Genomic DNA, 12012 nt, shown 5'->3' with positions numbered 1-12012 from the left:
CAGACTGCGAAATGAGTTGCAGGCAGAGATGTCAGGAAATAGGAATCGGACACCATGGCAGGCAAACCCAAAGCGATATTGCGGAAAACCAAACCTGGGGACTATGTCGCCATCGCGACAGGGGCCAATGAGTACTGCTATGCGCGCTGCTATCGTGACAGGGCCATTGGCGTGCTGCCGGTGCGGTCGCGGGGCCTTGTCCCTTTGGAGAAAGTGAGTGGCTCTGAACCTGCGTTTTTTGCCAGGCTCTGGGTGTATGATGATGATCCAACGCCGGCATTCATCCTGGGCCACTGTGCCTTTGAGAGCGAGGAGGCGTCCTGCCCGCCGCCGCAGTACTACCCTCCTGACAAGTTTGATCCGGACTACCGGATCCACGGGTTCAACCATACCCTTTACTACATCAAGCGGACGAGCAATCCTGAGGATGTGAAAGGCATGGAGGAGTACCTCAAACTACAGCCGGGCGACCTCGGTTCCTACCTGGCAAAAAAGAAGGTTGAATGGCCCTGGCTGGAGGGCTCCCAGGCTGGCTGACTGGGAAAGGGTTGGGTGAGCGGGATGGTGAAAGCGCAAGGTTTAAGCAATCGTACGAATGACCAGCTCGTGCTCTCGCCCCATTTAACATCCTTTGATGTCTGGCAGATTGAACTGAAGGAAGGGTTCCCGGGAGTCCGCATCCTCAAGTTTTACGGCAAGAACCATTACCTCGTCCTGGGTCGGCATGAGGAGCTCAAGCCTGGGCCTCACGGGGATCTCTACTTCGAGTGTGATTCCCAGGGGCAGTCTGGGTATGATGTGATTGATTCCGTGATCACCGGGCCCGCCAGCGTCGAAATCTGGTTGAGGGCCCACGATCCAGGTCATGGGGTGGACACGGAGCACTTTGGTTCAAGGAATCACTACCAGATGACCATGAGGGTGGCGGACACAAAGTGGGCTGGAACCAGGGAACTGCTGCACCATCTGTTGCGTGATTTTAAGACGGAGGATCGCGAAGGGGGGGCTCCGCGCTTTCAAGCTACAGCAGGGGGCTGGTGCGTGATCTCTGCAAGGGGACACCCTTGCGCTGCCGGTGACAGGTGGACGCAAAAGACAGGTGAGCGATGTGCCTCAATGCCCGGACTTTGAACCGCACAACTATGAGACCTGGTGTGAGAACCTTGTGGTCCAGAGGAAGTCTGCGCGCATCACAGAGTTTTGGGAAGAGTTGGGAAGTGTTGGGGGGGCAGGGAAATGCCTGTTTGAGCTGACGTGTTTTTTCACCCGCTACGCCAGACTCAATTGGAAAACACTGGAAAACACTGGAAATACTGACGCATGGACATTTCGAAGGGCTTCGAAGAGGCGTGTCGTGAACGTTTTGTGGGCCAGGGGTTTGCAGTCGCTGCCCAGAAGAAGCAGGTGGTGCTGGAGAAAGGAGATGGGTCTCCCAGATTCCGCGTGCACTTGTGCCTCCTCGACAAATATTCACCCGTCATCGAACCCCTGGCGAGTCTTTGGTTCGACAAGATCGAAGATGTGAGGCGGCGGGCGAAGGGGTTGCCCGTGCAACCCCTGGCAGAGCACACTGCCAATGTGGCCTTCTACAGACTGGCGGTCCTGGAGGGCCGCTGGTGGGAGCTGAACAAGGAGCAAAAATACCTTAAGAAATGGAACATTCCCCTGCCAGGGCCCAAGGGCTTTGACGCTGTCCTGGACCAGATCGCAGAGGGGATTGCGAAGCTTGCCAATCCCTTTTTTGAAAGCTTGTCGACGGTCGAGAAGCTGGATGACTATTTCAATGCATCCAATGATCCTTATCGGATGGGGCCATACCTGGCAGCGCAGGTGGGAGTCATTTCAAGGTTTCTGGATGGGAGACCTGGGCTTGATGCCGTCATCGAGTTCCATCGGAAGAAGACTGCGCAGATGGGGGCAGGGGAGTTGGCCAGTTTTGACCGGATCGTCGAGGTGATGAGAAAAGAGAGAGGCGCTTGAAGGTGCGGTTTGAGGTGCTATGGGTTGCGGGAGGCGTCGGGAGCGTGGTGGGGTACCATGGGCGGTGACAGAGCAGGAGTCTGTTTAGGAAACGGAGATTGGACACCATGGTCGTGGGTCAAATAACATGTCTCTTGGAAGCGTCTCTCCCATGCCCATGATGACCGCCGAAGAGATCCGATCCCATCCTGGGCGATTTGTGAAACTTCGCCTGGCAGAGCCCCGTGCTCGGGAGAACTTCCCCTTTGGGGGAAACCCGCCCGAGGGGATTCACCCGAACTGCGCGACCGATTTTACGACGTATCTGACGACGATTCCTTTCGACTCTCATCTCTGTTGTAGCGTATTCATCAACCTGACCAGCGTGCATCCTTCGAGTCCCTTCTTTGTGTTTTCCGCAGCTGGCGTGGCTCATGATGAGACGTCATCCCTGGTGGAGGCGGTGTGGCATGCACCTATTTCAGAGGTCGGAACAGTGCCGTTGCCGTGCCGATTGCCGCGGCTTGCCTTCGAGGTGGAGGGGCTGGGGCTTGATGAAGGTGTGGAGGTGGACGTGGAAAACGATTCTGAGCTAGTGATCGACAATGAGAACTTCTATGACCATCACAAGCTGGGTGGGGGGGCGTATTTTTACCAGGCTGGTGACGCGGTAGTCGAGCTGGCGCACGCGCTATGCAAAGACGGTTTCCATCATCACTTTCAACTGGCGTTCCCCGGGCCAAATGATGCGGACGTCGATTGCAACTGGCCCTTTGGGGAATACGTTTTTCATGTGTTTGCCAGGCCGTGCAATGACCGGTGGGAACTGAGGTTTGTGTGGTCTTAAGGAAGGTGGTCTGGCCCGAGAAACAAGGTGGACACCTTGCTTTCGATCGTGGAGATGTTCAAGGTGTTGAACGGCGATACCATGGCAGGCAAACCCAAAGCGATATTGCGGAAAACCAAACCTGGGGACTATGTCGCCATCGCGACAGGGGCCAATGAGTACTGCTATGCGCGCTGCTATCGTGACAGGGCCATTGGCGTGCTGCCGGTGCGGTCGCGGGGCCTTGTCCCTTTGGAGAAAGTGAGTGGCTCTGAACCTGCGTTTTTTGCCAGGCTCTGGGTGTATGATGATGATCCTACTCAGGCATATATCGTAGGACATCGGCCGTTTGAGAGTGAGGAAGCGTCCTTTCCTCCGGCGCAATACCATCCCCCTGACGATTTCGACCAGGACTACCGGATCCGCGGCTTCAAGAATGCAGCCACCTATATCAAGCGGACGAGCAATCCCGAGGATGTGAAAGGCATGGAAGAGTATATCAAGCTGCAACCGGGGGATCTCGGTCCCTATCTGGCAAAAAAGAAGGTTGAATGGCCCTGGCTGGAGGGCTCCCAGGCTGGCTGACTGGGAAAGGGTTGGGTGAGCGGGATGGTGAAACCGCAAGGTTTAAGCAATCGTACGAATGACCAGCTCGTGCTCTCGCCCCATTTAACATGCTTTGATGTCTGGCAGATTGAACTGAAGGAAGGGTTCCCGGGAGTCCGCATCCTCAAGTTTTACGGCAAGAACCATTACCTCGTCCTGGGCCGGCATGAGGAGCTCACGCCGGGGCCTCACGGGGATCTCTACTTCGAGTGCGACTCCCAAGGGCAGTCCGGGTATGATGTGATTGATTCCGTAAACACCGGGCCCGCCAGCGTCGAAATCTGGTTGAGGGCCCATGATCCAGGTCATGGGGTGGACACGGAGCACTTTGGTTCAAGGACTCACTACCAGATGACCATGAGGGTGGCGGACACAAAGTGGGCTGGAACCAGGGAACTGCTGCACCATCTGTTGCGTGATTTTAAGACGGAGGATCGCGAAGGGGGGCTCCGCGCTTTCAGGCTGCAACAGGGGGTTGGTGCGTGATCTCTGCAAGGGGACACCCTTGCGCTGCCGGTGACAGGCCTAAGAGAAAGACAGGTGGCGAGATCCACCTCATCACAATCCTGAAAGCAGTTGAAGAATCGCCCCATCTCATGGAGAAGGGGTTCAAATGCAGCGATGAGAGGCACAGGGAAACGAAAGACGATCTTGGCGGTGGCGGTTGTGATGGCGACCGCGATCGGTGCCATCACGGTGCTCAGCTGGCTGTCGGTGGCCACGCCAGTGATGGCCAATGCAATGGGGCTGGCAGCCGAGAAAGTTTACATCATCCCTGAAGAGTCGAGCTTGTGGAGATTCAGACCGACGGTGATGAACACGGGATCGGGAGACTGGTGGCTCTATGGTGAGGACGCGGACTGCTACTACCACTTCGAGGGATCGAAGGAGGTGGCCTACCACGCCTTCAAGCGGAGCGATGTGTCTCAATGCCCGGACTTCAATCCGCACAACTATGAGACCTGGTGTGAGAACCTTGTGGTCCCGAGGAAGTCTGCGCGCATCACAGAGTTTTGGGAGGAGTAGGAGTAGGAGTTAGGGGAAGGAAATGCCTGTTTTTCCCAACCTGCCGAACCGGATTCAATTGGAAGACACTGGAATGCTGACGCATGGACGTTTCGAAAGGGCTGCGTTCGTGAGAACCTGGAACAAGTGGCCGAGGGTGTACGGATGGTGTCGTGCGGGGAGAGGCGGTAACCCGATAACCCGGTAAATCTGTGACTCAGAGGACCAGTGAGGCGGTGGGGAATGAAACCGCGGGAGGTGGGGGTGAGCGAGAGTTTGCCCGCGGGAGGGCGGGCAGGATCATGGAGAAGACCCTGCCATGAGCGCGGGGGCTGTTCTTGCCATTGGCATTCACGGGCCAGGGTGTGCGGGTGCGCCACCATTGCTCGTAGGCATGGAGGACTGTTTCGAAGGGCAGTATGCAGTCAGCAACGGCTGAAGCGAGTGGCCTGAGATAAAATGTGCCGATGGAGTTGCCGCACCGAAAGCCCTCGATGGCAGCCAGCACGGTGAGCGCCGGCTCTGTGCCAGCGTGGCACCTGCTACCCGCTGCAACTTCTGATCAACATGATTAATGCCAAGACAACCAACGCGAGCACACCAAACCAGCAACCTGCTGAGAGTGCGTTTTCAGTGGCCGTGCCAGACGAGGTCGTCTGCGTATTGACAGGGGGTGGGGGTTGGGTGATTGGCGGCTGAGGTGGCTGAGGTGGCTGAGGTGGCTGAGGTGGCTGAGGTGGCTGAGGTGGCTGAGGTGGCTGAGTTGGCTGAGTTGGCTGAGGGGTGGGCTTAGGGCTGGTGGGAGTGTATGGGATGCCGTTTTGGTTCAGGAAAGTGGCAAATGAAGGGGAAGTAACGGGCGCTGGCGCGTTGGCAGGGCGGTTTACGGAGCTCGGTGAGGGGGGTGGTGGTTGTGGTGGGCTCTTGTGGCCGGGGGACTGATAGCGCGACCAGAACGTGTCGGTGGCGCGGCCTGGGGGTGCCGGCGGTGAGACAGGTGGAACGCTGGCAGTGTGAATGGGGCCAGCACTGCGGAAGGCTGTGTCATCCAGCCAGAGGGAGCTTGACTGGGAAGGGCGGGAGGAAGGTGCAGGTTTCTGGGCGGCGAGCCAGGCCTCAAAGCTGGAGCCTGGACCTGCGGCAGGGGGGGATTGCGTCGGGGGCTGCGGGGAGATCAACAACAGGCACTCCGTGAGCGAAGGCAGTCCCTGATGGGTGGGTCTCCTGCTGAAGTTCCAAAGGATGACGCTGAGCGAGGAAACAACCGACGACATGCGATACAGCCTGCGGAAAATGGCGGTCGGCTTCTGGGCGGCGAAGTCCTGGTCTGTGAAGAGCAGTTCCTTGTCCCGGCCTTGTGGTGGGAACTGAGACCAGAGGCTGGGGTCCTCTGCCACCGCGAGCAGTGAGAGGTAAATGACCAGGGAGGCGAAGTGATCGTCGCATTCATACTGCCCGGCTCCCAGTGCGCCCCGGCGCCTGGGGTGCTGGTAGTGCGGGATGCCGTCGTTGGGGATGGGCCTGCCCTCCTGTCCAGGAACGAGCATGGTGTCATAGTCGATGAGGCGGACCCGGGGGCGGGCGAACTGCATGACAAACTTGATGTTCTCCCCTTGGAGGTCGCCATGGGCGATCTGGGCGGTTTTGAGCTCATGGGAGACTCCCAGGAATGCCTCAGCAGCGGCGAGGATGGTGGGTGGATCGCTCAGGTGTTTTTCGATGAACTTCTGGGCTGAATCTCCCTCCATCCACTCCAGCAGGAGGGTGGGATACCATTGGCCGCGCACCAGGAGTCCTTTGGATTCGAACAGAGGGACGACCACTGACCCAGAGGCGGGGGCCCATTGATTGAGGTGCGCAATGAGCAGGTCGTAATGGGACGCGCCATCGCCCGGGTGGGCGGTCCACAGTTTGAGCGCGTACTTGTAGCTTCCGCATTTGATGGGGTAGGCAACGGCGACTCCTCCGGCATAACACACGATGTCGCTGCTGCCACCGTGAGAAGATTTCTTTTTCTCCGGGATGCCGCTCTTGAGCAACTTGCTGGAGGCAAATTTATCCAGGTTCCCGACGGCCATGTCATAGTCCACTATGGCGGGGAAGATCGTGGGGAGTCCGGAGTGGGACATGGCAATGGGGCTGTGATCGTTCTGGTTGCCTCCGCTACTCGCTTTTAGCATCCGACGGTGCTAGGTCATCCTGTTTGGTGGATCCATCTGGTGCAGGCTGGGGCTGGGGGCTCGTGGTCCGGGTGATGTCCGGGATCGGTCCGGCTGGGATGAGGTTGTTGATACTCGCGCCGAGTCCCGGCATGACGGGGGAGTCGACTCCGATTGTGGGATGGAGGGAGTGGGCCGGCAGGGTGTTTGTCTCACGAATGAAATGTCCTTTGTCCATGACGGGGGCCTCGCCGCCGGATTTCCGGGGTTCGTGTCCGGCCCCGGCATCGGATTCCGGGGGGGCCGATGGCATGCCCTGTTTTTTGATGAGGCTGGCGATTTCTGCGTCGTGTTGTTGGACCAGATGTTTCAGGTCCGACTGTAGTTTGACGGTCTCGCGTTGGGCTGCATCAAGCTCCGCTTGCAGATTTGTCTCCCTTTCCTTGCCAAAGTAACTGGTGATCATCGCGGAAATAACAAAGCAAACAATGCTGCACACTGAGCCGACGATCAGGACAAGGGTGGTGGTGGAACCGTACCACGGGCGTTGTGCGGGGGTGGAAGCTTGGGTGAGGTTTGTGCCTCTTGTTGCGCCGAGGGGCGGGGAGGAGGGGGGCGCAGGCGTTGGGGGTGGGGATGGACCGTCGGGGGGATTCCTTGAGAGAGCGGGCGCTGGCGCGGGCGGGTTGCGCGGTACGATTACAGAACCTGTGTGCGGGGGGAGCGGGGGTGAGATGGGAGATCGGGAGTCAGCAGAGGCGGGCGGGAAGGAATTTACAGGCTCTGCCACCGGTGCCGGGAGCACTGGCCTGGAAGCTTTGGGCTGGGGGGTGAAGGTACCCTCAAGGCACCACGGGTGGGGGAGGCCGACCATTGCGATCACCAGGGAGACATCGTCGTTCTCCATGCTGAGGACGGCATCCTTTCTGGCTTGTTCCACGAGTGAGTTGAAATCCAGATCTTGGCGAAGCAGTGTGCCCCAAACGGGGGTGTTTTTTTCAAGAGATGTGATGATCCATTTGGCCATGGCGTCAGTGGCAAGTACAAACACGTCACCGGGCATGGCGGAGTTGTAGTGACCTTGACCGTCCCCCATCTTGACGGGACTGGCGTCTTTGGAACTGTCGCTGGGGTAGCTGAGGGTGGCGTTTGGAGTGTAGGTGAACTCTTCGCTCCGGGAGTAGGGGGCGGTCAGAGTTCTCCTGTCGTGCCGGAGGTGGAACAAGCATGAATCCCCAAGCACCAGTGCATCCCAGGCAGTTTCGCCCTGAGGGCTTTGCCGGAGTCGAAGCCCTGCGAAGGTTGCTGCTGCGGGCAGGCGGGCTTCCGTCGAGTTCAAGTTTACAATGTCTGCGAAGGACAGGTTCTGTTTGGGGAGGTTGTTGCGCCGGAGGTTGGCTCTCTCCAGCCATTCTTTGCGGCAATCTGAGATCCATTCGGTCCACCCGGAATGGTGGCAGCCGTCGCGTTTCAGTTCGGGAAATTTCTGGGCCAGGATCATTGCCCAAATTTGGGGCAAATAGGACTCGGTGGCCCCGTCGGCGACGGCCAGGAATGTAAGGGTTGTCCCGTCATCTTCGCGCGTGCAGACCGGGGGTGAGCCGGGAAGCGGAGAGATGCCATCCTGACTCTCCTCAGGACGCTGTCCCGATTTGCTGCAGGCATAGCTTCGAACGTGGATCGGGTTCGAGGAAGGTGGCATGGTTCTACGGGCGGCGGCCGGGATAGTGTGATGAGTTGGTGCCTTACCGGGCGTGCTGGGAGCCAAACTGGATGAGCGCGGTGAGGGCTTCAGGGCCGGCGTTCATGAGCATGCCCCGGGACCCGGACTGGACGTTGAAACCGACATTGCGAGCTGCCGCCTCCAGGGGCTGGGGCACGCCACTGGAGATGCGGTAAAGGAACCGGGCGTACTGATTGCTGAGGTGGCCCTCGGAGGCGGGCATCTTTACCTCGCCATCGGCGGGATTGCCGATATGCGCATTGAAGAGGAGGGTGGTGCCGTCTGTGGTGCCGGTCTGCATGAGGGCGCGGGCGGCATTCTCTGCTGCGGTCTCGTCATTGGGTTCTCCATCGGTGATGTTGATGCAGACGGGCGGGAAGTTGCCGGGGTTGTCCCGGGTCCAGGCCTGGATCATTTCTGAGGCGAAGTTGAAGGCCTCGGCCATGGGGGTGGAGCCGGATGCGGTGGCATCAATCCAGACAGGGAGCTTGAAATCAATGTCCACCAGGCCACCGGCCCCGTCTGGAACACGCTGTTTTAGATCCTCGAACCGGAGGATTCTGGCCTCGAGATCTGAGGGGCGGCCGACGACGATGAGATTGCGGGCCTGAAGACCATAGCCCAGCACGGCAATGTGGCACCGGTCGCGCACGTTCTGGCCGTCCCGGCACTTGGCGAGGATTTCATAGATGCAGCGGTTGACGGCGATGGCGGCGAACTCAGCACGATTGTGCGGAGGTGCATATGTCTCGCTCATGGAACTAGACTGGTCCACAAGGATGACGACGAGGCCGGGGTTGGCGACGCCGATGGGAAGGTTGGAGTAGGGCATGTTGGGGTGTGGGGAAAAGAAGGTTGTGGGAAACGACCCGCGGAACCGGTCGGATGTCAGGGTGATGAGGGCCCCGGTGGGGGGGCGGCTTGCGGAGCGTGGGGAGGCACAGGTGGCAGAGGCGGTGGGGCGCTGGGTGGGAGCTGTGGAGCGGGGGGCGGAATGCCCAGCCGCTGGTGCCAGGACTGGTGGTGGAGGCTGAGGGGGGCGTCCTTGTGATAGTCCTGGTGGGGATTGAGCTGCTGGGTGATCTGCAGGTCGAGCTGGCTCTGCCGGGCGCGCATGTCGTCGATGAGCGGATGGTCGCCACCGTGTTGTTGTATGAGGCGGGTAATTTCCTCGGTGCAGTTGCGGTAGTCTGTGAGGAGGGCCTGGATCTTCTCCTTCCCGAACTCGCCGAGGATGGTTTCAGATTCGACGGGGTCGCGATCAATGCGGGTGACCTGGACGGTGAGGCCGAACTGGGTGCTGATTTCCTGGAGGGCGTTGTGGGGACCGTATTGCAGGAGGATGGCCTGCATCTCAGGGGCGGTGCCGAGGGCGAGGTGGGAGGGAAGGCCGCGGAAGCGGATGCGGCACTCGGCGCCGATCTTGTCATCCATGGCCACTCCGATCTCCCGGGCGGTGGCATCGATGTCGTTGTTCTGCACATTGCGGCAGAGCCCTTGAAAGAGGGGCCAGCCGCCCGGTGCGATGGCCATGACGCGGTAGTAGATGTGGAAGGTGATTTCCTCCGTTCCGGTGCCCACGGTCTGCACCTTGATGGTGCAGCAGCGGTCACGGGGCGGTCGCAAGGTGCGGTCCAGCTGGGTGACGACGGATTCCTCCGGCCGGAGGCTGATCTGGAGGTCGGAGGCGCCGAACATCTGAACGAGACGCTTCTCAATCTCCATGGAGATCTGCTGTTCCGGGCTGGGGCGAGATTCTGGAACGAAGCTGCTGGACGTGGCGGTGGTGCTGCCCTGGATGGGGCGGTCGAATCCAAGATAGAGCGCCTCGGGAGAAAGCTCCCGCACCTTTGCGGTGATGGCCTGGGTGGTTGCCCGCACGAACTCGTCCTCAAGAGACTTGCCGGGGAGGAGGTGGTTTTGGATGGTGGCGAGGTTTTTCACCGAAAACCGTACCTGGGCACTCAGGGAGTAGTTCACCCGGCTCTCACTGGTCTGGCAGAGGATCTCCTGGGTGGCGAATGTGAAGTTGCGGGAGAGGCACTGCTCGATCTGCTTGTCTCCGGGGAGGGTGATGAATTGCTTGGCCTTGATGCCGATGGCGAGAAACTCCTGCTCGACGGCCGTGCGGATCTGATCGGCCACGACCGGGAAGTTGAGCCCCACATCCGTATATTCTTTGCCGGCGAGGTGTTTGCGCGTCGTGCGGTCCAGCAGGTCCTGGGTCCATTTCTCAAGTTCATGGTTCCATGCGCTGGAGATGGTGGGCAGATCCCGGGAGGCGAGAACTGCGGGGGAGGGGCGGGGACCGCTGGAGAGGAGCTGGGCGATGTCCGCCAGATCAATCACCAGAGTGTGGTGCACCAGCAGGGGGTGGTTGCGCGGATTGACGTGGCCTGTTGAGTCGTAGGTGTTGCGGATGTCGTACTGGCGCGGGAAGAAGTACTCCGGGGTGAGGGTGAGCTTGATGACGGACTGGCCGAACTGGGAGCGGAGGTGCTGATCCAGATACTGGGTGAGATCCCGCTGCAGGTTGGCCTTGTCGAAGCAGAAGGTGGAGAGGCGGCAGCTGCGCATGAGCCAATGCTCTACCGCCTGCTGGAGCTGCTGGGTGAAGGTGGCCAGGGGCTGGCGGACGCGGGCGGCGAGGCGGGGGTCTGATGGCTGGAGGATGATCTCCATGTCCAGAGCAAGCCGGTCGGGCACATCGTCAAGGAGGCGTATGGGTTCGAGATGCAGTCTGAGAGGGGGCAGCTGGAGGTCTTGCTCCGGCAGGAAGATGCCGCCGGTGGCGGTGATTCCCAGGACCTCGCTGGCGCGGCGGGCGAGGTACTGGGAGCAGGCGGTGCGCTGCGCACCCGTCATGCCTCGGCAGATGTCGGAGCCGTTGGTGTTGCGTTCCAGCACGGCATACTCATTGACCCACTGGGAGACGTGACGGCGCAGATGGTCGTGGAGCTCGTGGTTGCTTCGCGCCTTCTGGCCTGCCGCAGGGATGAGGAGCCCGGCAACAAGGTTCGAGGCATCACTCTTCATCAGGCCGGTGATGGCGAAGCTGCACTCCATGGCCTTGGGCTGATGAGAGGCATCCATGACGCTGACATCAAAGGGGGCGAGGGCGGCGGAGGCATTGGGACGTACCGTGAGATACTCGTAGGTGCGGTTGCTAAACCACCTCCGCAGCATGCCCCGGCTGGAGTGGAGCATGACGCCGTTTTCCTGCGGGTCATAGGAGTACACCTCGACTCCCGCGGTGGCGGTGGGAGGGGAGCTTGCCTGGCCGAGGTATTGGATGATGGTGTCCAGAGTACTGCCGGAAAAGTGTGTGGCGGCATGGCCAGCGCCTGGCGACGGCGGGGCGGAGGGGGACGGGGGGAAGGGGGCAGACCCGACCGGAGGGCTGGGGGCTGGCGGGTATGGGGCAGGGTGGGGAGCGGCGGACTGATTCTGAGTGAAGGTGTCGAAGTGGGTGTTGGCACTCCCTGCTGAACCTGGGCTGGTGCCCACACCTGGGCCTGGCTGTGCTGGCCGATAGGAAGCCGCGGGTGGGAAAGGTGCCGGGGCTGGTGCGGTGATCGCCTGTTGAATGAATGTGCCAAATGCCTGGGGGGCCGCTCCGCCTGAATTTGCGGCAGTGTTGGCCTGGGTGGGGGGCGGCGGGGTGCCTTGGGGAGACGGCGGTGGATTTGCCGCGGCGTTCAGGAACTGGTCAAAGTTGTTGTTGGTGCTCATGA

At 60.1% G+C, this 12012-nt stretch carries 11 protein-coding genes; 7 read left to right on the top strand and 4 right to left on the bottom strand.

The window, feature by feature from the left end:
• The first annotated feature begins 54 nt into the window (after nucleotides 1–54).
• The 7 genes from VSP_RS28345 to VSP_RS28315 all read left to right on the top strand — a co-directional run bounded on the left by VSP_RS28345 (nucleotide 55) and on the right by VSP_RS28315 (nucleotide 4417).
• Nucleotides 55–537, top strand: coding sequence for a hypothetical protein (locus tag VSP_RS28345; RefSeq protein ID WP_009964984.1), 483 nt, complete (start codon nucleotides 55–57; stop codon nucleotides 535–537).
• A gap of 69 nt (nucleotides 538–606) precedes the next feature.
• Entirely contained in the window at nucleotides 607–1131 is a 525-nt protein-coding gene (locus VSP_RS28340; protein ID WP_156346646.1) for a hypothetical protein, read from the top strand.
• Nucleotides 1132–1320: 189 nt separating this feature from the next.
• On the top strand, nucleotides 1321–1980 hold the full coding sequence (locus VSP_RS28335) for a hypothetical protein (RefSeq protein WP_009964982.1): 660 nt from the start codon (nucleotides 1321–1323) through the stop codon (nucleotides 1978–1980).
• A 157-nt stretch (nucleotides 1981–2137) separates the two neighbouring features.
• Nucleotides 2138–2806, top strand: a complete 669-nt coding sequence (locus VSP_RS28330; RefSeq protein WP_009964981.1) for a hypothetical protein — start codon at nucleotides 2138–2140, stop codon at nucleotides 2804–2806.
• Nucleotides 2807–2833: 27 nt separating this feature from the next.
• Entirely contained in the window at nucleotides 2834–3370 is a 537-nt protein-coding gene (locus VSP_RS28325; RefSeq protein ID WP_029190828.1) for a helix-hairpin-helix domain-containing protein, read from the top strand.
• 69 nt (nucleotides 3371–3439) lie between these two features.
• Nucleotides 3440–3877, top strand: coding sequence for a hypothetical protein (locus VSP_RS28320; protein WP_198141249.1), 438 nt, complete (start codon nucleotides 3440–3442; stop codon nucleotides 3875–3877).
• A gap of 135 nt (nucleotides 3878–4012) precedes the next feature.
• On the top strand, nucleotides 4013–4417 hold the full coding sequence (locus VSP_RS28315) for a hypothetical protein (RefSeq protein WP_009964977.1): 405 nt from the start codon (nucleotides 4013–4015) through the stop codon (nucleotides 4415–4417).
• Nucleotides 4418–4938: 521 nt separating this feature from the next.
• Here the strand turns inward: VSP_RS28315 and VSP_RS41790 are convergent.
• From VSP_RS41790 to VSP_RS28290, 4 genes are read right to left on the bottom strand one after another with little or no spacing between them, the layout of a single operon-like run.
• Nucleotides 4939–6525 (bottom strand): protein kinase family protein, encoded by a 1587-nt coding sequence (locus VSP_RS41790; protein WP_009964975.1) that lies wholly within the window; start codon nucleotides 6523–6525, stop codon nucleotides 4939–4941.
• 34 nt (nucleotides 6526–6559) lie between these two features.
• Nucleotides 6560–8257, bottom strand: a complete 1698-nt coding sequence (locus VSP_RS28300; protein ID WP_157211109.1) for a hypothetical protein — start codon at nucleotides 8255–8257, stop codon at nucleotides 6560–6562.
• A 43-nt stretch (nucleotides 8258–8300) separates the two neighbouring features.
• Nucleotides 8301–9110, bottom strand: a complete 810-nt coding sequence (locus VSP_RS28295) for a vWA domain-containing protein (protein WP_009964972.1) — start codon at nucleotides 9108–9110, stop codon at nucleotides 8301–8303.
• Between the two features lie 56 nt (nucleotides 9111–9166).
• Entirely contained in the window at nucleotides 9167–12010 is a 2844-nt protein-coding gene (locus VSP_RS28290) for a hypothetical protein (RefSeq protein WP_009964971.1), read from the bottom strand.
• Nucleotides 12011–12012 lie beyond the last annotated feature (2 nt).

The organism is Verrucomicrobium spinosum DSM 4136 = JCM 18804 (genome assembly GCF_000172155.1).
Classification (GTDB): Bacteria; Verrucomicrobiota; Verrucomicrobiia; order Verrucomicrobiales; family Verrucomicrobiaceae; genus Verrucomicrobium; species Verrucomicrobium spinosum.
Note: the sequence above shows the minus strand (reverse complement) of the source record. Positions and strands in the feature narration are given on the sequence as shown.